Raw genomic sequence first — 22,675 nt, 5'->3', positions numbered from 1 at the left:
GGTTTTATGACTGAACCTGGGAAAGATAAGCGCCGTACCCCTCGGATTCCATCTTGTCTTTGGGAATAAAACGGAGAGAGGCGCTGTTGATACAGTAGCGGAGTCCGCCTGTTTCCAGGGGGCCGTCCGGAAATACGTGGCCCAGATGCGAATCACCCTCCCGGCTGCGTATCTCTACGCGTTTCATACCGTGGCTGGTATCCGAAAGTTCCGTAACCGCCGAAGAGTCGACCGGTTTCGTAAAACTTGGCCAGCCGCAGCCGGAATCAAACTGATCGGAGGAGACGAAAAGCGGTTCGCCGGTGACAATATCCACGTAGAGGCCCGGTTCATGATTGTCATAGTATTGTCCCGTGAACGGTCTTTCGGTAGCGGAATTTTGGGTCACTTCATATTGCTCCCCGGTCAGCTTTTCTTTCAGTGCCTCTTCCGAAAGACGGACTCTTACTTTTCCATCGGAGCCTACGGTCAAATCGTCAAGCGTATTGAAATGGATGTGGCAATATCCGTTTGGATTTACCTTCAGGTAGTCCTGATGATAACTTTCAGCGGGATAAAAATTATTCAGCGGAGCCAGTTCTACAGCCATAGGGGAAGGGAGTCCCTTTTGTACGGTGTCCATGACGGTCCGCAGGGTTACGGCATCCTTCTCGCCGGTATAGAAAATGCCTGTCCTGTACTGGCTTCCAATGTCGTTTCCCTGCCGGTTCAGACTGAGCGGGTCGATAATCTTGAAATACTGTTCCGTCAGGATGTGCAGCGTGACAATGTCGGGATCATACCGGACAAGGACCGTTTCCGCAAACCCCGTCGTATCGGAGCAGACATCCTCATAGGAGGGATTTGTGCCATAGCCGTTGGCATAACCGGAAATACAGTCGTGGACGCCGGGAATACGTGAAAAATATTCTTCAACGCCCCAAAAGCAGCCGCCTGCAAAGTAGATTTCCCTGAGATTTTTGTTTTGTTCTGAATTCATGAGGTGAACCTCGCTTTCTTTTCAATATCGTTTCTAGTTTAATGATAGAATACCCATTTTTAAATAATATAGAATGAGAGACAGGCGGACCTTTTCTCTGACTGGTGAATCAATCTGAGAAAAAGTCCGCCCCTGTTTAAGAATCCGTGAAAATCATTTGGAAAGGAATTACATCATTTATTCAGTTTCAGTTTCACTTTCCGGTGACAATATATGGATCGCTTCCTCATCGGTAAACCCTGAATCCGTCAAAAACTTCAAACGTTTGCCAACGACGATAATCGCATAATTCTGAGAATCTTCTATGAAGGCTTTTGCGTCGGATAAATCCTCCATATTCTGCTTATCAATATATTTCTTTACCGATGAAGCGATCAGTTTCATATTCATAACATAATTCCGGGCGGCATCCTGATATTCTTTTATGTTGTCACATTTTACAGTGTTGATATTGCTCCAGTAAATTCCAAAGTTACTCTCGGCAGTTTTAGCAGTGTCATACAGGTCTACTAAGGAAACTCCCTCGGTTCCCATAACCGTGGTGAGCGTGGCATAATCGGCTTCGGCGGCTGTGATGATATCAAACAGTTCCCTGTCGGCCTCCAGAGCGGCGTCCCGGTTGTCGGTAACGGTGCTTTCGCCGGATGCAGCAGGTTCGGTCTTAACGGTGTCGGCGCTTTCCGTTCTGGAAGACATCCGTCTGGAAGTTTCAGATTCCTGAGCTTCCGTGCCGGCAGGATCAGAGACGGTTCCGGAAGCATTAGGGCCTTTTGCGACGCCTATGATAAAGGCAATGGCAAAGAACACGGTCAGGCCGATTCTCACGGGCTTGCTGAACTTTTTATATTTCCACATAAGAAACAGTCCCACAGGGAAACAGCAGCAGAACATCATCAGGACAACAAACCAGCTTTGTGCATAAAAAGGTTCTTTTAAAGGCGGGGCGGCCTGCGGCCTGCTCATATCCACGCCGTTTAAAATAGGAGCCCTGTTCTCCTGATCGGCAGATCGGTTCTCCTGCCCGGCAGTTTGTTCCCTCTGCTCGGCTGCCTTTTCTGTCTGTCCGGTACCCGCCGGTTCTCCGCAGTTCGGGCAGAACTTTCCCTGGAATTCTTCTCCGCATTTTCTACAGTACATACTTTTTCCCCCTATAACATAAATTTTTTACCGCAGTTTAAACAGGTGACACGGACTTTTTTTGCTCCGATATTACCTGCAACTAATCCAAGCGGGCCGACTAAAGCAGCGCCGACAACCGCTTTCCCAATTCCAAATCCTTTTTTATTGCCGGACAGGGACGTGGAACCGCATTTGGGACATTTTGCCATTGAGGCATACTGCTGCTGTTGCAGCTCAAGCTGTTCCTGCTGGGCTTTAAGAGACATTGCCTGCATTTTGAGCTGGGCGCTCCGGGCCTGCAGTTCGTTATGTTCCCTTTGCTTTTGCAGGGCATATTCCGAAAGCGGAGACCGGCAGTTCGTACAGAAATTAGCTCCCTTTTGGTTTTCACTTCCGCAGATCGGACATAAAATTACGCTATCCTGTACGAGCTCAGTGACTTCCTGCTGAAGCCGTTTACCGCATTCAGAGCAGAAAACGCTGTCATCCGGCATTGTGTTGTTACAATATGGACAAATCATACTTATCCCCCTTTATGTATTTTATTAAAAAGCCATGAGGCCCTTTCATACTTTCCACACCAATATTCCCATATAAAATCTTACCGCAAATCGACAGAAAAGTCCAACAATATATTGCATATTCTTGCAAAAAATACATAATAAATGGAAAAATCTGTTAAAATGTCTTCGATAGGGCGATAAAACGCATTTTAATTCAGATAATTAAAAATGAAACAAAAACAGAAATTCCCCTGCGGCCGCAAAAGTTTCAGGTACCCCCTTGTAAAAAATAGTCAATGAAGTACAATTAAATTGACCAAACCAGTCAAACAACAAATCATTTCATCCTTTGATAGAAAGGAAACCTGCAAATGAATGACCAGTTCTATGATCTTCCCGAGGAGAAACAGCTCAGAATCATCAATGCAGCCCTCGAAGTATTTTCCAGAAACGACTATAAACACGCGGTGACGGATGAAATCGCCAGAAAAGCCGGTATTTCTAAGGGTCTGCTGTTTTATTATTTCCATAACAAAAAAAGTCTCTATCTGTTCCTGTTTGAATACTGTTCGAAACTGGTGACCTCTCAGGTCCTGGATGAACAGTTTGGCAAACTGACCGATTTCTTCGAGCTGCTGGAATACGCGGCGCAGGAAAAGTTGAAGATACTGAAGCAGACCCCTTTTGTGCTGGAGTTTGTCACGCGGTGTTTTTATCTGGAAAAGGAGCCGGTGATCGAGGAACTGAACCGGTCGATTTGTAATTTTATCGGTGAAGCTTACGGCATATTTTTTGAAAAAATCGACCGCAGCCGATTCAGGGAAGGAATTGATCCGGTGGAAATCTGCAATATGATAACCTGGATGGTTGACGGCTATATCCATGACAGACAGAGGGCCGGTCTGCCCCTGGACATAGAGGAAATGATGGAAAACTTTTACAGATGGGAAAGGCGGTTCAGGGAGATTGCTTATAAAGAAGAGTATCAGGGACAGAATTGCCGGCAATAAGAACGATAAAAGAAGAGAAATGATAGAAAACAGAACCGCAGACAACGGAATGAACAAAGCCGGAATGGAAGCTACGGGTAACAGTGAGCCGGACGGTAACTCAGACGCTGTATTAAAAGCCGAAAATCTCTCCATGCGCTACGAGACCGGGGATGTGGCGGTGGATGCATTAAAAAACGTCTCTTTTGAGGTGAGAAAAGGTGAGTTCATCGTAGTCCTGGGACCCTCCGGCTCCGGGAAATCCACGCTGCTGAATGTAATCGGAGGCATGGATCGCCCCACCTCGGGAACGATGCGGTACGGAGGGAGAGCGGTGACGGACTGCACGATGGATCAGCTTGCCGTTTACAGGCGGGACGTGGTGGGCTTTGTCTTCCAGTTTTTCAACCTGATTCCCTCATTGACGGCCAGGGAGAATGTGGAGCTGGCCGCCTCACTGACCAGAGACGCAATGGAGCCTGATGAGGCGCTCGCCATGGTAGGACTTAGAGGACGGGCGGGCCATTTCCCTTCCCAGCTATCGGGAGGAGAACAGCAAAGAGTTTCCGTGGCAAGAGCGATTGTGAAGAAACCGGCGCTTCTGCTCTGCGATGAGCCTACGGGAGCGCTGGACAGCAAAAACAGCATTGCCGTTGTGAAGCTGCTTCTGGAGGTCAGGGATAAACTGGGATGCCCGGTGCTGACGATTACCCACAATCCGGAGATGGCCCGCGTGGCCGACCGGGTGTTCCACATGAAGGACGGGGAGCTGGTACGCGCGGAGGTAAACGGGACGCCCTGCGGCGCAGAGGAACTGGACTGGTAGCTAACTGAAGAGAGAATCCAAAGGGGAGGACATGATATGACAGGAATTTTGTTAAAAAAAATGCTGCGTGATATCAGGGCCTCCCTGTCCGCTTACCTGTCATGTATCCTGATTGTAATGATCGGCCTGTGCGGATACAGCGTCCTGGAACTTTGCTATGACAATCTGGTCGAATCCAGAGATACCTTTTTCAGGGAGACCGATTTCTGCGACGGCTTTGCGGACACCGCGGATGTCGGCCTGCAGACGGCTTCACGGCTGGAAAGTCTGGACGGTATCGCTCTAGCGGAAGGCAGGCTTGTCCGGAATGTGGAGCTGGCCGGTGTTACGGGGCAGGCGGAGCTTCATCTGGTGTCCTGGTCGGAGGGACAGATGAACCGGCCGCTGCTTACAAGGGGAACGATGCCGGAGGAGGGAAAACAGGAATTGATTCTGGGGGAGAGTATGGCGGAGGCCAGGGGACTGAAGCCGGGGGATACAATTCATATTGTGGTGAACGGTAAAAAAGTTCCAATGAAGATAACAGGAATCGGCACGACACCGGAAAATATCTATATGATCCGCGACATGAATGAACTGTTTCCCAGTCCTGAGACATATGATGCCGCTTTTGCATCATACCGGACCGTTTCACGTCTCCTGGGAAAAGAGAGCATGGCGAACAGTTTCCTGATGCGTCTGGATAACGGGGTTGAGTGGGAGTCAGTCGAAAAACAGGTGGAACAGCTTCTGGAGGCCTATGGTCTGATATCGGCCTATAAAGGAGAGGACCAGATAGGAGCCGCCATGGTGGGAGAAGAGATTAAGCAGTTGGATCGGATGTCCGGTGCAGTTCCCTTTCTCTTTCTGGCGGTGGCGGCGGTTGTCCTGTACATAACACTCAGCCGCATGATAGAACAGCAACGGACACAGGTTGGGACGATGATGGCCCTGGGAATTTCAAAATGGCGGATTCGGCTTCACTATCTGGGATATGGGGCGTTTGTGGGAGCGGTGGGAGGAATTCTGGGAACGTGCGCTGGCTATATCCTGGCAGAGCCGATGGCAGATTTCTACCGGGTGTATTTTAAGCTTCCGTCGGTCTCTGCCCCTCTTTCGCTCACCTACTTTGCAGTGGGAACGCTGGAAGCAGCCGCTTTTTGTGCGGGAGTCGCGTGGTTTTGCGTCGGTTCCCTGTGGAAGATGGAGCCGGCTGCGGCCCTTCGCCCGGCCGCTCCGGGAGCAGCCGGAAAGTCATTTCTGGAAAAAATACCGGGATTTACAAAATTCCTGACAATACCGGGGCTCATGGGAGTCAGAACCCTTGCCAGAAATCCGGGAAGAACCTGTTTTTCCCTGGCCGGGATGGCGGCTGCTTATATGATAACGGCCACGCTGGTGTCCATGAATACGATGTTTGACATTTTTATTATCAATTATTGGGAAAAGACGCAGAGGCAGGATATTATGGTATATTTCAGCCATCCCGTCGGCCGCAGTGACGCGTTCGAGGCGGTCCGGGATCCGAGAATCCGGGAGGCGGAAGGAATTATTGAATTTCCCGTCACACTGGCTGGTCCCGACGGGAAAACAGACTGCACGCTGCAGGCAGTTTCAAAAGACGGTAAGCTTACCAAACTGTACCGGACCGGAGGACGGCAGGTATATGTGAGGGATGAGGGAATTATCCTTTCGGAGCACATGGCGGAAATATTGGGAGTGAAGAGAGGGGACATGATAGAAGTGCGGACGTCCTACCCGGATAAGAGGGAGACAAGTACGGTGGTTACGGATATCATTGCCCAGTATATGGGAAGTCTGGCCTACATGTCTTATCAGGGAGCCGGGAAGGTAAGCAGTTATGGGGATGGTTTCACCGGAGTATACCTGAAAGCTCCTGACGGTGTGCTGGAGGATTTGAGGGAGAGGCTGCAGGGAAAGGGAACCGTATCGCTGATTCAGAGCAGGCAGGAGAGGATGGAGCAGTACCGCACGGTTATGGGCAGTATGAGCGGAATCATGTTTTCCATGTCTCTGATGGGTGTGGCAATCGGCTTTGCGGTCATCTATGTCAGTTCCCTGATCCGCTACGAAGAATTGAAGCGCGAGCTGTCGGTTCTGATGTTGCTCGGGTTGAACAGCAGGGAATGCCTGGACGTGCTTTCCACCGGCCAGTGGATTCTGACGGCGGGTGCCGTTATCCTGGGAATACCGCTGGCCTTTTTGGCCAGCCTTCTGATAACGGCGACGATGTCGGGAGATATGTATACAATTCCGAATTTTCTGGACGCAAAAGCCATCCTGGCAGCGGCCGGTCTGACGGCCTGCTCTTCATTTTTGGGTTCTGCGGCCATGCTCTCAAAACTGAAAACAATACTTCCGGCTGAATTTTTGCGGGAACGTGAATAGGGGGGGAAACAGTCATATGAAGAGGAAATACAAAAAAATTCTGGCAGCGGCGGCTGTGATACTCTGCCTGGCGGCGCTTGGGCTTAGCATGATGAAGCCGGCGGATGCGGATGCGGAGGAAGTCGGGTATGGGAACCTGGAACGGAAATTTACGGTCCAGGCCGAACTGACGCCGGCCCACAGTATGATTCTGAGCACCCCGTCGGCCGGTAGCGTATCGGATATCCCCTATAAACCGGGAGAGCAGGTAAAAGCGGGAGAGGCGCTTCTTAAAACCGAGACGGCTCAGGAAATCAGCATGGACCTCCAGAGGGAGCAGTTAAAGCAGCAGATTAACAAGGCCAAACAGGAATATGACCGCTTGTACGGAGCGGGAGGAGAGGCACAGTCCGCCTATGATGCGGCGGACAGCGCCTACCGCCTGGCAAAGAAAAATTACGAGGACGGCAGGATTCTGGCGGACAGCGGATACCTGTCGCAGACGGAATTGGAGACGGCGCGAACGGAGATGGCACGGGCTTATCAGCAGTATGTCCAGGCCGGGGAGGTCAATTCCGAGAAGCAGAGGAACTATTTGAACGAGCAGATCGCATCCAGCGAAAGGCAGCTCGAAACACTGGAAGATGCGGTCGGCCCTACCACGGTTGTGATGCCGTTTGACGGAATCCTGTGGGAAGTATATACGGAAAAAGGGGCCTATCTGGCGCAGAACCAGGCGGCCGTCAAAGTCTACCGCATGGATGAAATGAAACTGTCGGCTTCCGTTCTGGCGGAGGATGCGGCGGGACTCACCGTCGGGATGGAGGCCGAGGCGGTGTATCCCGATGGGATAAAAGGCAGGGTTACGGTGGCATTTATAGCCAGAACTGCGTCAAAAGCGATATCATCCACAGGACTGGAAGAGAGCCGCTGCCAGGTGGAGCTGGATCCCCAAGATCCTGACACCATGACCCTGATGGAACGGTTCGGAGCCGGGCAGCAGGCGGATTTGACGTTTCATATAATAAAAGCGGAGAATGTTCTGACCGTCCCCATATCCGCGGTGGTGCCGGACGGCACCGATACGGTGGTCTATAGAGTGAGGGCGGGAAAGGCAGAGGCCGCGGCGGTGAAAGCAGGAACGACTGAAAATGGAAGAACGGAGATACTGGAAGGCCTGACGGAGGGGGATGTGGTTATTTCGGATCCTTATGATTCTGGAATTGTAGATGGAAGCAGAGTGAAAACAGTGTTTTAAAGAAAAGGGCAGGGCCGGTAATGGCCTCGCCCTTTTACAGTATCTATCTGGACCGCTGGTTCAGTTCCAGGCCGTCTGTTCCCGTTTCCGGCCTTGTCTGTTACAAAAAATTCTCTCTTGCATACTTCATAAGTTCTTCCCTGAAATCGGGATGCGCTATCGCGGTCATTGCCTCGGCCCGCTCCCGCAGAGATAGGCCGGACAGCTTTGCCACGCCGTATTCCGTCGCCACGTACTGAATCATGCTTCGGGGCGCCGACACCACGCTGCCGCCGGGAACGAAGGGGACGATATTGGATTTGAGGGTCCCGTCCTTCTTTTTATGCGTGGAGGCAAGACAGATGAATCCCTTGCCGCCTTCGGAGCGGAAAGCGCCTTCCAGGAAATCAAGCTGCCCGCCTGTGCCGGAGAGCTGGCGGCTTCCCGCAGATTCCGCATTTTCCTGGCCCATCAGGTCGAGTTCCACGCCGCCGTTGATGCTGATTACATTCTTCATCCGGCTGATGCGCTCAGGGGAATGGACGTAGTCCACGTCGCCCGGGTGAAAGAGCTCCGGTTCCTCATCAAGCCAGTTATAGAGTTCCTGTGACCCCATGGCAAGATTCCAGGTAGAGTAGCCCGCGTCAAATTCTTTTCTCTTATTGGTCAGCTTACCGGCTTTGTACAGCGCCAGAAAGGCGTCGCTGATGGTTCCCGTATGGCAGCCCAGATCCTTCAGATCCGATTCGGCGAGCATCCTGGCAACGGTAAACGGCACACCGCCGACGCCGAGCGAGAGAACGGCTCCGTCCGGAATTTCGTTTACGACATGTCTGGCGATTTCAATATCGGTGGGAGACGGTTCCCGGTAGGTACGCAGGGGAAGGGGCTCGTGTTCTCCCTCGACGATAAAGTCCGCTTCGGACAGATGGACACGGTGGGAGCCGTCCACACCCTGGAGTCTCGGAAGATGTTCGTTAATCTCAAACACGACGGTCCGGGCTTTCTCAAAAATAGTCCGCCAGGCATAGTTAGAAACGCCAAGTCCGCAGTAACCGTTGTCATCGGGCGTTGAAACAGGCACGAAGGCCACGTCGACGCGGATGTGATTGCGGTAAAGCTCGGGCAGCGAACGCAGGATCATTGGGATAAAACGGCATAAACCGCGGCTCTGAAGCTTTCTTTCATAATCGCCGATGTGCCAGCTGTAATAGGTAAATGCACTTTGTTCCGGATCGCATTCCACGGCCTCAATGCGGGGACGGATTACCAGACCGCCGCGGATCTTCACATCCTTTAATTCTTCTTTCCGTCCGGCCAGCGCCCTGTCTAAAAGCTCCGGAAATCCGGCGCCGAAACCGTAATCCACCCAATCACCGGAGCGGACCGCTTTCGCCGCGGCAGCTTCCGGAGTTACAAATTTGTTCCTGTAATCATTTAACATAGTCTGTTTTCCTTCCCTGTCTCTTTTGCGTGTGATGCAATTCATTTGCGCATCCTGCCCGGAGGGCTTTTTGTATCATAGCGGTTTTCTGTGATATAAAAATGCCAGTCCGCAAAAAGCTTTGCGGCTGGCGCTGCGGGTATAAAAATGCCGCCCGTATATTATAACTTAGAACCGTATTTTTTTCAAGATATGAAACGATGCGCGGAAGATGTACGGAAATACCTCGCAAAATGGCGTTCTTTGCCATTTCTGTGCATCGCGAAGCGTGTTATTGTTCACAGCGCAATGCGGTGTGGACAGTGACAATCCATCCGGTGAAGCCCGTATTATCAGTCCTTCTCCAGCACGCGTATCCCATTCAGAATCACTTCTTCCGTCATAAAAGCAAGCTCCTCGGCGGTCTCCTTCATGCCGGTGCCCAGCCAGTACTGGACCATTCCAATACAGCCCGACACGATAAAGGAATAGTATGCATCGAAGGCATCGGAGTTGCGCAGAGACTTCAGGGCCTTCCAGTCGTTGAGGCATTTCTCACGCACGATATGTTTAAGACGGTTTACAAAATTCAGATCCCCGTTTTCTCCAATCAGAATCGAAACAATATCCGCATTCTCCTGTACGAGGGGGTAGAGTTCCGCAAAGATCAGGGAAGGCCGGGACAGGAGATCCTGGGCCTGGTGATGGTTCAGCATATCCTCAAGCTCTTTCAGCAGTTCATTTTCAATCTGTTCCATCAGATCGAATACATCTTTATAGTGCAGATAAAATGTTCCGCGGTTGATGTCCGCCATATCGGCGATTTCTCTTACCGTAATATCCTGGACCCGTTTCTCTTTGAGCAGGGAGGTCAGGCATTCTCTCAACATGCGGCGGGTCTTCCTGATTCGCCGGTCAACGTTCTCCTCTTTTTTTTCTTCTTTCATGACGTTTCTCCTTTTGCGCACGTCCGGTATATTCACCGCGGAATTTTCATACGGATAGAACCGAAAACATGAAACTACCCCGCGTATGATTGTCCTCCGGACCGTTCTCGCCTTCTTTATATAATACTTCTTAACGGCATCTTAACAACTGTCTCTTTTTGTCTAATTTGCACAAAAATCATTGATAATGAACATATTTGTTAAAAATGTCGGTTAATAGATCAAGCGTAAAAAAATGATTATTGTATAAATCCTCATGAGTTAGTATAATGCATTATAGCTTAGAAATAAACAAATGTCAATTATCATATTTGATGTTGCTTAGGAGGAACAAAGATGAAAAAAATCGTTATTTCCATAGGAAGGGAATTCGGCAGCGGCGGAAGACGGATCGGGGAGCTGCTGGCGGAAGAACTGGAGATTCCGTGCTATGACAGACATTTAATAGAGGAGGCGGCCTGCTGCAGCGGAATTGAGACAAGGGAGCTGGAGGACGCCGACGAGATGAAGGCCAACCGCTTTCTGTTCAAGGTGCCTGCCAGGGCGAATCCGTTTACGGGTTATGGAAAACCGATGAATGACACACTCTTTGCGATACAGTCCGGGCTGATAAAAAAATATGCGGACAAAGGCTCCTGTGTCATTGTGGGCCGCTGTGCGGATAAGGTGCTGGAGGATTGTGACGGGCTGGTATCCGTGTTTATTTACGCTCCGCTTCAATCCCGGGTTGAGGAAGTAAAAAAACGTTATGAGACCGATGAAGAGGAGGCTCTCTATCTGGTCCGTCAGGCGGACAAAATAAGACGGAATTATTACAACTATTATGCAAAGAAGAAATGGGGAGACAGAAGCAGCTACGACCTGATGATCGACAGCAGCCACTTTTCGGAAAGGGAAGTAGCGGCCATGATCCGGGCCCTGGTGGAGGAAAGAAAGGCCTCATGGGAGGAAGAAAAATTTTCTTCCCCGGCGAAGTAAAAAACATTAGAACGGCAGAGGATAGAAGCCGCATACTATAATTTAGCAGAATTTACGGTATGGCATTCATGACACGATGCGGCCGGATAAGGCGGGCCGCGGCAGCGATGCAGAAAGAGTGGGAGAGCAGATGGATAAGAACAGGACTTTTAATCATAAAAATCAGACTGATTCAGGGAATATAAAGAAAAGAAAGATGTTTGCAGGAGCGGCTTTCTGTCTGGCGTTCACCCTTGGAACCGCAATGCCTGCGCTGGCGGATGGCGGAAGCTTTCAGCAGAACGGCGAGGGTCGGTGGATGTACATAACGCAGGACGGCGCGGCAGCGGCTCCGGGCTGGATTCAGTCCGACGGAAACTGGTACAGAATCGGAGACGACGGATTCAGGCAGACCGGCTGGATTATGGAAGGCGACGCCTGGTATTACCTGGATGAGGAGGGAGTGATGGCTACGGGCTGGAAGAGCATTGACGGAAAACATTACTATTTCCGCGACAACGGCACGATGCAGAACAGCACGCTCAGAAAGGACGATACACAGTACACATTTAATGCGGACGGAAGTTTTTCAAGCGCCAGAAAAGAGAAGAACACGGGCGGCGGAGCCTATCCGGTGGCCTTTTACAATACCGAACTTCAGGCGCTTTCGGATAATTTAAATGAGCTGAAAGAGGATTCGTTCGAAGGCGATGAGGAAGAGGACTACTATGAGGACGATAAAAAGAATTACGACAAGGATGCGAGTTACATTATAAACGGGAAGCTCCAGGAGATTGCGGAGCACCGTCTCGCCATGGCAAGGACGAAGGGCTATGGAAGCGGGAAGATACCGGATGAGGGAACTCTGACGGATTATCTGAAATCGATCGGATATAACAGCGGCAGACGGATTATGGAAGTTTATCTGATGAACTGCGACGGAGCCGATGCGGCGGAAGAAAAACTTTTGAGAAGCCATGACAGCAACGAAAAGAAGAGGTCTGACCGGGCCGTCTACTATAAAGAGATGGGAATTGCCCACGAAAAGGTCAATGGAAAAGATTATTTTATGGTCGTTTTCATGAGGTGACAGACAGGAGCAGGTAAACATGAGACTGAAATTTTTACATGATAAAAGAAAACAGCTTGAAGAAAAAAAGGGCTCCTTCTCTCTTCCTGTATTTATCATCGAGAGAAGCCGGCTGATAGAGATTGTATTTGTGGTGGCGGTGCTTCTTTCCATACTGGCTGCGCCCTTTGTCAATATCAATTATGACCTGACCAGGTATCTTCCGAAGACGGTCCAGTCCAAAGCCGGCCTGGATCTGATGGAGGAAAAGTTCGGATATCCGGGAACAGGAAGAGTCATGATAGATGACGTGACGCTTTATGAGGCAAAGCAGTACAAGGATAAGCTGGAAAAGGTGGACGGGGTCGATCAGATTATGTGGCTGGACACCGGCACCGACGTCTTTTCCGCAGACGCCTTTATTAATTTCAACAGTATTGATGATTATTACAAAGACGGTTCGGCGGTCATGGATATCGTATTTGAAAAGGGAGACACCAACCGCAAAACGTCGAAGGCCATCGACGCAATGAAAGAAATAACAGGGGAAAAGGGCCATTATGTAGGCATGGCGGTACAGAACAAGTCGCTTGCCGAGAACGTGACGAGGGAGATGAAGATGATTCTCTCGCTGGGCGTGCTGATGATTTTCATTATCCTGTGCCTGACCACGAACTCCTGGTTTGAGCCGGTGCTGTATCTGATTGTCATGGGAGTGGCGATTCTGATTAACAAGGGTACCAATATTTTTCTGGGAGAGATATCATTCCTGACAAACAGCGTGTCGGCCGTCTTGCAGCTGGCGGTTTCCATGGACTATTCAATCTTCCTGATCCATGCATTTACCAGGGAGAAAAATAAGGGGCTCGATCAGATGGAGGCCCTGACCAATGCCATCAACGAAGCGCTGAACTCCATTTTCGCCAGCAGCCTTACAACCATCGTGGGATTTATCGTACTGACCTTTATGAAGTTCAACATCGGCTTTGATATGGGTATTGTACTGGCGAAGGGAATCGTCTTCAGCCTCCTGACCGTCGTATTCTTCATGCCGGCCATGATTCTGAGGCTGACGCCGATGATTGAGAAGACCGGCCACCGTTCCTTTATGCCGGGTTTTGATAAACTCAGCCGCGGGATTTACCGCATACGGTACGGAGTCCTGATCTTTGTGGCGGTCTTCGTCATCCCTGCCTACACGGCCCAGAATATGAACAGCTTCCTGTTCGGCAACGACGCCGTAGGCGCCAGCGAGGGTACCAAGGTATACGACGATGAACAGCTGATCAATTCGAAATTCGGGCGCAGCAATATGATGATGGCGCTGGTGCCGAATACCTCGCTAATCGATGAAAAAGCGTTTACCGACGATGTGGAAGCGCTGCCTTATACAAAATCCGTGACCTCTATGGCCGGTTCCCTCCCGGACGGCGTGCCGGAAGAATTCCTTCCCGCGAGCATCACGGAGCAGTTACATAAGAACGACTATTCCAGAATCCTGATTTATGTCAGAAGTAAGGGGGAGAGCAAACTGGCCTACCAGTGCTCCGACGAAATCCAGGTTCTGCTCAAGAAATATTACCCGGAAGATTCCTATCTGGTGGGAACGACTCCATCGACACAGGATATTGAGACGACAATTACAAAGGATTACAGCAGAGTCAATGTATTGTCCCTGCTGGGTGTTTTCTTTGTCGTAATGTTCAGTTTTAAATCGGTTGTCATTCCGGTTATTATCATGATACCCATTGAGGTGGCTATTTTCATCAATATGGCGGTTCCTTATATTAAGGGAGATACGATGATTTTCATGGGATATATCATCGTAAGCTGCATCCAGTTGGGGGCCACGGTCGACTACGCGATTCTGACGACCAACAACTACCTGGAATGCAGAAAAGAGGCGGAGAAAAAGGAAGCGGCCATTCAGGCGCTGAACAGGAGTATACCCGCCATTCTAACGTCCGGTTCCATCCTGACGATTGTGGGATATATCCTCTATAATATTTCATCCGTAGCTGCCATCGGCGATCTGGGGCACCTGATAGGAAGAGGCGCATGGATGAGTATGATTCTTGTATGCACCCTGATGCCGGCGTTCCTCGTTCTGTTTGACCACGTCCTGATGGACAATGAGTTTGAAAGAATCAGGAAATTCTTTGAACGCAGACGGAAAAGACGGCGTGAGCGGCTTAAAATGCTGGCGGGAAAAGTGACGAAAACCCGGAAAAATGACAGTGATGATAAAGATGGTAAGGAGGCCTGAAAGTCATGAGACATAGAAGAAAAACAGCAGTATTGATGGTGGCGGTCACGCTTTCCATGAGTGTGGCGTCACCGGTCAGGGCGGCGGCTCCCCGGGTTCAGGTCGATGAGACAATGTATGTCAATATGGATTACTACGGAAAAACAACCACGGTCAACGTCGTGAAGGGCTGCAGCACAAACGGTGTGGAGCAGTACACGGATTACGGCGTTTATGACAAGGTTGTCAATATGACGGATAAGACGGAACCAAAGCTCGGGGACGGCAGCGTCACCTGGCAGCTTCCGGAAGGGAATAAACGGTTTTATTACCAGTGTACCATGCCGGAGGGCTCGGTGGATCTGCCGTGGACCTTTGACATTTCCTATAAATTAAACGGGGTGGAGGCCGAAGCCTCCAAACTGGCCGGGGCATCGGGACTGGTGGAGATCAATGTGAAGGCATTTGCCAACAAAAATGCCAGAGCCTATTATAAAAACAACATGGTGCTGACCGTGGTGTTTCCGGTCGATATGGAAAAATGCTACAGTGTGGATGCACCGGGTTCCCAGCTCCAGTCAGTCGGCAATAATACCGTGGTTATGTTTGCCGCGCTGCCGGGCGAAGACGGAGACTACACGGTGCGTATCGGAACCGACGATTATGAGAGCGTGGGCGTTGTCATGATGATGGTTCCGGGCACGGTAGATGCGCTTAATAACATCAAGGATTTAAAAGAGGCCAAGGATACCTGGCGCGAGGACGGGGATCAAATGTACGACAGCATGAATGAGCTGCTGCGTTCCATGGAAGCCATGAAGACCGATGTAACCCAGGTCAGGGGCGGACTGAATTCCCTCGACAATGCCAGAAGCCAGATAAACGGAAACAGAAAGCAGATTGAGGCCCTTTCCACCCAGGCGCTGAATGATTTGGCCTCGGTGACGGAACAGACGTCGAAGGTGATTCCATACCTGGAAACGGCCAGAAGCGCAGTAACCGATATTAATGCAAATATGGATGCCATTTATAATACAATGGAAGACACCCAGGATGAACTGGACCGTCTGTACGACCGTCTGGGCGGGCTTAAGAGCTCGCTAAACTCCATGTCGGACCGAATCAGCCAGGGAATTACGCCGGAAGAGCAGAAGCAGCTGGCGGACGCAATCAGCCAGCAGACGGCGGAAATCCAGCAGATACTGGAAATTCTGGGCGGCCAGCTTGGAGGAAGCGGAGGCGCTTACAATCTGGCGGCCGCAGATCTTAAGGAGCTGGAAGAAAGCCTGGAATCGGCGGATTCCTTCCGTTATAACAGAAAGAAAAAGGCGGAGGCCGCTTCTGACAGTACCGGCGCTGCGGGAAATTCCGGTACGGACGACAGTGACGGCTCTGCGGAGAACACAGGTTCCGCCAACAATGCAGATACAGCCGATAATTCCGGCTCCGTCAACAATTCCGGTGCGGTGGAGAATACCGGTTCCGCTGAAAATGCAGGTACAGCCGACAAGGCCGGTGCTGCGGACGACTCCGGATCTGCCAATAATGCAGGTACAGCCGACAAGGCCGGTGCTGCGGATAACGCCGGATCTGCCAATAATGCAGGTACAACCGACAGTTCCGGTGCTGCGGATAACGCCGGATCTGCCGATAAGGCAGGTACAGCCGACAGTTCCGGTGCTGCGGATAACTCCGGTTCTGCTAATAACGCAGACGCATCCGACAAATCTGGAGCATCCGATCATTCCAATTCTGCTGATGCAGCCGATGCCAAAGATACCAAAACTCCGGAAGCCGGTTCCGGCGGGGACGCAGACATTCAGGCCTTTGGCGCGGCAGCAGATATCCGCGCTTTTGGAACGGAAGCGGATATGAATGCACTTTCGGGCGGGCCTTCCGGCCTTCCGGGAAGCGGCGGTGTCAGTGACGATGATTTTGAGACGTGGAGCGAAGAACTGGATCCTTATGCAGATAATGTGGAGGAAGTTCTCCAGTCGCTTTCGGGAACGTCTTATCCGGCCGAGGTTGGAGCCATTCTTCAAAAAATCCAGGCCATGATTGGCGACGGCACTGCAGTGCAGCAGTCGGCGGGCCAGGTAATTGGAAAGATTAACGCCGTGTGCAGTGATGTGGGAAATGTCGGTTCCAAGACCGCATCCACCGTATCGGCTCTCAGAAGCGTTACGGATGAACTGATTAATCTGTTGGACGACACCAGAGTCCTGATCGACACCACGGACAGCTATGTTCCTTCCATGCTGGATGCGCTTTCGGATACGCAGGAACTGATGAACCGTCTGACCAGGGCAATGGGCAGCACACATGATATGCTGAGCCTTGTCAACTCTACGATGATAGCAGCAGGCGATTCTCTGGACGCAGGCACAAAGAACAGCCTGGAAGGTCTTCAGGGGCTGTTGGATAAGAGCCTGACCACGCTCGACAGCATCACATCGGTGAGAACGGCCAGCGAGGGAATGAAGGATACCCTGGATGAACAACTGGATAAGTACGAGGATGAAAATAACTTCCTGAACATGGATCCGGAGGCCGACAAAATTTCCTTTACATCCTCTAAAAACCCGTCGCCCCACAGTCTGCAGATTATACTCAGGACGGACGAAATAAGCGATGACGACGAGGCCACCGACATTTCCGATATGGAAGATGCGGAAAATGAGGAGGCAGGCCCGTTCACCAGGATGTGGAGAGTGATTACAAAGATATTCCACGCGGTGATCGATATTTTTACAAACAGATAATAGAAAATGCGCAGGGGGCAGCCGGAAAACGGATGCCTCCTGCTGCTTTAATCGGCGGAATTTGCAATGGCCTAACCGATATACATATGTCGATATTTCAAAAAAAATACCGAAATAAACTCCTTGCATAAAAACGGATGTATATTATAATAGTAAAGTAAAATGTAATTATCCCGCGAGCGGGATTCTTTGTTCCAAGTACGGGCGGCTTTGCCGCATCAAGATAAAGGCCTTTCTGGCAGAAAGATGGTAAATAGGATGAAGGAACGGAATATAGCTGTCAATGAGGCGGCGGAATATCTGGATCAGATACCGAAGTTTTCCAAAGAGAAGCATACTGTTGAGATGGTCAGGGAAATGCTGGGAATTCTGGGAAGTCCCCAGGATGACATGAAGATTGTGCATATAGCCGGAACGAATGGAAAAGGTTCCGTCTGCGCTTTTCTCTCCTCCGTTTTCAGGGAGGCCGGACATACGGCGGCCGTATTTACATCGCCGCACCTGCTTTCTATCACGGAGAGATTTGCCTTCAACGGCAAAGATGTGGACGACGAACTGTTCTTATATGCATACCGGAAAGTCCGGGACGCACAGGAGGAGTTTGAGAAGATTGGAGCGGGCCATCCGTCCTACTTTGAGTTCCTGTTTTTGATGTTTATGGTGATGGTGAAGAAGTCCCCCTGCGATTACGTAGTGTTGGAAACCGGGCTTGGCGGCCGGCTGGATGCCACAAACTGTGTGGAGCATCCCCTGGCAACCGTGATTACGTCGATCAGCCTGGATCACATGGAATACCTGGGAGACACGGTGGAGAAGATTGCCGGAGAAAAGGCCGGAATCATCAAACCGGGTGTCCCCGTAATATACGATAACACGTCGGCGGAGGCGTCGGCAGTGATAAGAGCCAAAGCGGAGGAGATGGGCAGCAGGGCCTGGCCGGTGGACAATACGTCCTACAGCGGCCTGGAGCTTGACGGCGGCCATCTGAAACTGACGGCAAAGCAGGCGGAAGGAGACAGAGAACATCTCCTTGAGATCCCGTTTGCGGCGGAATACCAGGCGGTTAATTCCATGCTGGCCTTCAGGACGGCCGAGATTCTCGGAATTGACGCGGAAGTCATTAGCCGGGGCATCGGACATGCCGTATGGCCGGGACGCATGGAACAGATAATGGAAAATGTATATCTCGACGGAGCCCACAACGAAGGAGGAATCCGGGAGTTTGCCAAAGCGGCCAGGGCGATTGCGGCAAAGCGCGGAGGCGGCAGAAGAATCCTGATGTTTGCCGTGGTTTCAGACAAAGAGTACCGTGAGATGGCCGAGATCCTCTGCCGGGAATTTATGCCGGACGTGCTGATCCTGACCCAGATCGAGTATGGACGCGGTCTGGATATCAGAAAGCTGGACGAGGCCGCCCATGACGCATGGAAGAAAGTGGACAGACTGCTGGGCCGGACGCAATCCGCGGGCGGAACCGGCAAAGAAAGCGGCCATGACATCCGCGTAATACCGACGGTAGCGGAGGCGCTTAAAGAAGCGGTAAGGGAGAAAAAACAGGAAGACACCGTTTTCTGTGCAGGTTCTCTTTACTTAATCGGAGAAATAAAAGATGTGCTGAGGAGGAATGAAGCATGAGTGACGAAGCGTTAACAATTGATTTTGATGATGAGATAGAGCGTTTTAAACCCAGCCTTGAAGTGGAAGATATCGGCGAGGCAATTGTAAAAAGTGATTTAACAGATATGTCCGATATTATGATAGAACTTTTAAAGAGAATGAAAGAATAGGCGGTAAGAATGGATCAGATGAAAAAAATCCGCCTGGTTTCCAACAGCTTTTATAATGCAGGTCTGGAACTGGCGGGAAAAAGGGATTTAACAGGCGCGGTGCAGTATCTGCAAAAGTGCCTGAACCTGAATAAATACCATATTGAAGCAAGAAATCTGCTGGGCTTAATCTACTACGAGATGGGCGAAGTATCGGAAGCGCTTGTGCAGTGGGTTATCAGCATGAATTTCCAGGAGAATGACAACAGGGCGGACTATTATCTTGATCAGATACAGCGGAAGCCGGAACGCCTTGAACTGGCTAGCCAGAATGTGAAGAAATATAATCAGGCGCTTTTACAGGCGCAGAGCGGCAGCGACGATCTTGCCGTGCTGCAGTTAACACGCGTCGTTGAGGCCAATTCCCGGTTCGTCAAAGCCCATCTGCTCCTGGCTCTTCTCTATATCAGCCATGAGGATTATACAAAAGCGGGCAAGTCGCTCTACAAGGTGTTAAAGATTGACAAGAATAACCCCAAGGCATCGTGGTACATGTCTATTGTCAAGGCAAGGACAGGCAAGGCCGAGATAGAGCGCAGGAAAATTAAGAATGCATTTTCCCACAGGCAGATGCAGGATGACGATGTCATCATTCCGCCCAGCTATAAAGAAAATACGGGATGGCAGTCCGTCCTCAACATTGGGGCCGGGCTCCTTCTGGGAGCGGCCGTAATCTTTTTCCTCGTAATGCCGGCGGCTGCAAAAAAACTGAACAACGAGCACAACCAGGAGATTCTTCAGTATAATGAGCAGTTAAACCAGAAGAACGAGGAGATAACAAACTTAAATAACAGCATTGTGACCTATAAAAGCGATAAGGATTCGGCGGAAGAACAGCTTAATAACTTCTTGAACAGCAATGAGAGCGTTGTGAATCAGTACAGTATTCTGGTGAAAATTCTGCAGGCCTACAGAAGCAGCAATCTGACCGAGGCGGTTTCCCTCTATGCCGGATTTAACCCGGCCCTGTTTACGGACGAGACGGATCTTGCCATTGCCAATTCAATCAAGCAGGATATTGAGACAAACGGCTACCAGACGCTGGAGGATCTGGCCTATACGATGTGGTCGGCCGGAAGAATGAGCGAGGCCCTGAATTACTATCAGACCTGTCTGAACATCAGGCCGGACAACCCAAAGGTTATTTTTAACATGGGTATGATCAACCGTTCCCAGGGACAGGCCGAGACGGCCATCCAGCTGTTCACCCAGATTGTGACCCAGTTTGCGGATTCGGAATACGCAGGCAAGGCGAGAACCCAGCTTGCCGAACTGGCTCCCCAGAGTGAGGCGGCGGGAGCGCCGGGACAGACCGCGCCGAACCAGACGCCGGCTGCCACACAACCGCAGGGAACAGGCGGAACAGCAGGAGGAAATGCCGGAGGAGCCGCTGCGGGCGGAGCCGGAACAACCGTTCCCGAAACACAGCCGGAAACAGCGGCCGGCAATGCCGGAGAAACACAGGCCGGTACAGAAGCCCCGGGTAACGGCGGGGCCGGCGACGAGAGCAGCGCTGCCGGTGAGGGCCAGGATTAAAAAGACCAGGACCCGGTTGGAACAGGATTAAAACAAATCATATAAATAAGAACAATAGAAAGACACTACGGAAGATAAGAAATTACGCCCGTAGTGTCTTTTTTTATATCATAGGAATGTGTTCCTATGATATAAAAAGCCATCCGGGCAGGATACGCACCCGCGCGAAGATGTAATGTGCCGCTATGCGGCCGCGCCCGGCGCAAGAGTCCGGCGAGCCAGACTCTATATCATTTAAGCAGTCGAAAGGAGCATAAAAATGCAGAATGAACTTTTTACCTATGAGGCGGATGGCCAGGCGCTTATCATCCATCTGCCCAAGGAACTTGATCACCACAACTGCCGTAATCTGAAATATGAAACGGATCTTCTGATGGAGGAGAATTATATTAATAAAATTGTTTTTGATTTCTCGCAGACGGAATTTATGGACAGTTCAGGGATTGGCGTCCTTTTGAGCCGGTATAAGCAGATGGAAGGCAGCCGGGGAACGGTGAGGATTTATGGGGCAGGCCCTAGAATTACAAGGATCCTGACAATCGGAGGAATTATGCGGCTGGTAAAAAAATGTGATACAAGGGAAGACGCAATTAATGGATAGGGAGGAGAATAACGTGAAGACGGGACAAAACGTGCAGGAGATTCAGGAAAATATGGAAATAAAGGAACAGGAAACAAAAAAAGCGCTCAGAAAAGAATGGATGAAAATGCAGATCGAAAGCCGGTCGGAGAATGAGGAATTCGCCCGGGTGACCGTGGCCGTATTTATGAGCCGCATGGACCCGACCCTGGAGGAGATCAACGATGTAAAAACCGCCGTGTCGGAGGCGGTGACGAACTGCGTGATTCATGGATACGGAAACGGGGAAGGAATCATTTACATAGAAACCGGCATCGAGGAGGACGAACTTTCAGTCTGGATCAGGGACGAGGGCAGGGGTATCGACAACATTGAAAAAGCAATGGAACCCATGTATACCAGCGATACCAGCGGAGAACGGTCCGGAATGGGATTTTCCTTTATGGAGGCATTCATGGATCGGGTGGAAGTAGAGTCGGAACCAGGCCGGGGAACTATGGTAAAAATGAAAAAGAAAATCGGCAGGTGACTCTATGGATGAGACCATGAAACTAATCGAGATGGCTCACAACGGGGATAAAGCAGCCAGAGAACGGCTGGTAATGGACAACGTAGGGCTTGTCTGGAGTATTGTCAGACGCTTTACGGGAAGAGGATGTGAGACAGAAGATTTGTTTCAGATAGGGAGCATCGGGCTTATCAAGGCGATTGATAAATTCGACACTTCCTATGAGGTGCGTTTTTCTACTTATGCGGTTCCGATGATCACCGGGGAGATTAAACGTTTTCTCCGGGACGACGGCATGATCAAGGTCAGCCGTTCTATCAAGGAACTGGGGATTAAGGTCAGCGTAGTGCGGGAGAGCCTGTCCGGCTCCCTGGGCCGGGAACCGACCCTGGAGGAAATTTCCGACGCCCTCGGGGCCAGCAAAGAGGAGGTGGCGGCATCCCTGGAAGCCGGATGCCAGGTCGAATCCCTCTATGCTCCATCCGGATCGGGCGAGGACAACACCCTGTCCCTGATCGACAAGGTGGCCGAAGAGCGGGAAGAAAACGAGATGCTCTTAGACCGCATGGTGTTGGGAGAACTCTTAAAATCCCTAGAAAAAAAGCAGCGTGAAATCATCGTGAGAAGATATTTTTACAACCAGACCCAGACGCAGATAGCGGAAATCCTCGGAATTTCCCAGGTTCAGGTATCGCGGATGGAGCGGAAGATACTGAAGGAGATGAGGGAGAAGTTATGAATATGAAGTTAGTTGAGATGCGAGGACGCCTCTGTAAGACGGCGGACGGGGGAGTGGGTTGGA

Annotated in this window: 19 protein-coding genes; 14 read left to right on the top strand and 5 right to left on the bottom strand. The window is 50.7% G+C overall.

Going from position 1 to position 22,675, the window contains the following annotated elements; all coding sequences use genetic code 11:
* Window positions 1-4 precede the first annotated feature (4 nt).
* From msrB to QZT18_RS18225, 3 genes are all read right to left on the bottom strand, one after another.
* A complete protein-coding gene (msrB, locus tag QZT18_RS18235) occupies window positions 5-979 on the bottom strand; it encodes a peptide-methionine (R)-S-oxide reductase MsrB (protein WP_294150165.1) in 975 nt (324 codons plus the stop codon).
* A 177-nt stretch (window positions 980-1,156) separates the two neighbouring features.
* Window positions 1,157-2,116, bottom strand: coding sequence for a zinc ribbon domain-containing protein (locus QZT18_RS18230; RefSeq protein WP_294150163.1), 960 nt, complete (start codon window positions 2,114-2,116; stop codon window positions 1,157-1,159).
* An 11-nt stretch (window positions 2,117-2,127) separates the two neighbouring features.
* A complete protein-coding gene (locus tag QZT18_RS18225; RefSeq protein WP_294150161.1) occupies window positions 2,128-2,619 on the bottom strand; it encodes a zinc ribbon domain-containing protein in 492 nt (163 codons plus the stop codon).
* Between the two features lie 353 nt (window positions 2,620-2,972).
* Between QZT18_RS18225 and QZT18_RS18220 the strand changes: the two genes are divergently transcribed.
* The 4 genes from QZT18_RS18220 to QZT18_RS18205 are packed head-to-tail and all read left to right on the top strand — an operon-like array spanning window position 2,973 to window position 8,041.
* A complete protein-coding gene (locus tag QZT18_RS18220) occupies window positions 2,973-3,611 on the top strand; it encodes a TetR/AcrR family transcriptional regulator (RefSeq protein WP_294150159.1) in 639 nt (212 codons plus the stop codon).
* Window positions 3,568-4,416, top strand: a complete 849-nt coding sequence (locus QZT18_RS18215; protein WP_366925921.1) for an ABC transporter ATP-binding protein — start codon at window positions 3,568-3,570, stop codon at window positions 4,414-4,416. Before QZT18_RS18220 ends, QZT18_RS18215 begins: the two co-directional genes overlap by 44 nt.
* Window positions 4,417-4,452: 36 nt before the next feature.
* On the top strand, window positions 4,453-6,804 hold the full coding sequence (locus tag QZT18_RS18210; protein ID WP_294150157.1) for an ABC transporter permease: 2,352 nt from the start codon (window positions 4,453-4,455) through the stop codon (window positions 6,802-6,804).
* A 16-nt stretch (window positions 6,805-6,820) separates the two neighbouring features.
* The gene (locus QZT18_RS18205) at window positions 6,821-8,041 is read left to right on the top strand and encodes an efflux RND transporter periplasmic adaptor subunit (RefSeq protein ID WP_294150156.1); all 1,221 of its coding nucleotides are present in this window, start codon (window positions 6,821-6,823) and stop codon (window positions 8,039-8,041) included.
* Between the two features lie 100 nt (window positions 8,042-8,141).
* Here the strand turns inward: QZT18_RS18205 and QZT18_RS18200 are convergent, their stop codons facing one another.
* Both QZT18_RS18200 and QZT18_RS18195 read right to left on the bottom strand, forming a co-directional pair.
* Complete coding sequence (locus QZT18_RS18200; RefSeq protein WP_366925920.1) at window positions 8,142-9,509, bottom strand: acetyl-CoA hydrolase/transferase C-terminal domain-containing protein; 1,368 nt, start codon at window positions 9,507-9,509, stop codon at window positions 8,142-8,144.
* Between the two features lie 287 nt (window positions 9,510-9,796).
* Window positions 9,797-10,390 (bottom strand): TetR/AcrR family transcriptional regulator, encoded by a 594-nt coding sequence (locus tag QZT18_RS18195; RefSeq protein ID WP_294150154.1) that lies wholly within the window; start codon window positions 10,388-10,390, stop codon window positions 9,797-9,799.
* A gap of 336 nt (window positions 10,391-10,726) precedes the next feature.
* On the opposite strand from QZT18_RS18195, the gene QZT18_RS18190 reads away from it, so the two are divergent.
* The 10 genes from QZT18_RS18190 to QZT18_RS18145 all read left to right on the top strand — a co-directional run bounded on the left by QZT18_RS18190 (window position 10,727) and on the right by QZT18_RS18145 (window position 22,612).
* The gene (locus QZT18_RS18190) at window positions 10,727-11,368 is read left to right on the top strand and encodes an AAA family ATPase (protein WP_294150152.1); all 642 of its coding nucleotides are present in this window, start codon (window positions 10,727-10,729) and stop codon (window positions 11,366-11,368) included.
* 130 nt (window positions 11,369-11,498) lie between these two features.
* Entirely contained in the window at window positions 11,499-12,437 is a 939-nt protein-coding gene (locus QZT18_RS18185; protein WP_294150150.1) for a cell surface protein, read from the top strand.
* A gap of 19 nt (window positions 12,438-12,456) precedes the next feature.
* Window positions 12,457-14,682 (top strand): RND family transporter, encoded by a 2,226-nt coding sequence (locus QZT18_RS18180; protein ID WP_294150148.1) that lies wholly within the window; start codon window positions 12,457-12,459, stop codon window positions 14,680-14,682.
* Window positions 14,683-14,687: 5 nt separating this feature from the next.
* Complete coding sequence (locus QZT18_RS18175) at window positions 14,688-17,423, top strand: hypothetical protein (protein WP_294150145.1); 2,736 nt, start codon at window positions 14,688-14,690, stop codon at window positions 17,421-17,423.
* 258 nt (window positions 17,424-17,681) lie between these two features.
* Window positions 17,682-19,058 (top strand): folylpolyglutamate synthase/dihydrofolate synthase family protein, encoded by a 1,377-nt coding sequence (locus QZT18_RS18170; protein WP_294150143.1) that lies wholly within the window; start codon window positions 17,682-17,684, stop codon window positions 19,056-19,058.
* Entirely contained in the window at window positions 19,055-19,210 is a 156-nt protein-coding gene (locus QZT18_RS18165; RefSeq protein WP_294150141.1) for a hypothetical protein, read from the top strand. Before QZT18_RS18170 ends, QZT18_RS18165 begins: the two co-directional genes overlap by 4 nt.
* Window positions 19,211-19,219: 9 nt before the next feature.
* Window positions 19,220-20,785 carry a tetratricopeptide repeat protein gene (locus QZT18_RS18160; protein ID WP_294150139.1) on the top strand — a complete coding sequence of 522 codons (1,566 nt, stop codon included), beginning with the start codon at window positions 19,220-19,222 and terminating at the stop codon, window positions 20,783-20,785.
* Window positions 20,786-21,044: 259 nt separating this feature from the next.
* Window positions 21,045-21,386, top strand: a complete 342-nt coding sequence (locus tag QZT18_RS18155; RefSeq protein WP_294150137.1) for an STAS domain-containing protein — start codon at window positions 21,045-21,047, stop codon at window positions 21,384-21,386.
* A gap of 100 nt (window positions 21,387-21,486) precedes the next feature.
* Complete coding sequence (gene spoIIAB, locus QZT18_RS18150; RefSeq protein WP_366925922.1) at window positions 21,487-21,894, top strand: anti-sigma F factor; 408 nt, start codon at window positions 21,487-21,489, stop codon at window positions 21,892-21,894.
* A gap of 4 nt (window positions 21,895-21,898) precedes the next feature.
* Window positions 21,899-22,612 (top strand): SigB/SigF/SigG family RNA polymerase sigma factor, encoded by a 714-nt coding sequence (locus QZT18_RS18145; protein ID WP_125139946.1) that lies wholly within the window; start codon window positions 21,899-21,901, stop codon window positions 22,610-22,612.
* Window positions 22,613-22,675: the final 63 nt, after the last annotated feature.

The organism is uncultured Clostridium sp., assembly GCF_900547735.1.
In the GTDB taxonomy this organism is placed as follows: domain Bacteria; phylum Bacillota; class Clostridia; order Lachnospirales; family Lachnospiraceae; genus Otoolea.
The sequence above is the reverse complement of the archived record's forward strand: the minus strand, read 5'-3'. Positions and strand labels throughout refer to the sequence as shown.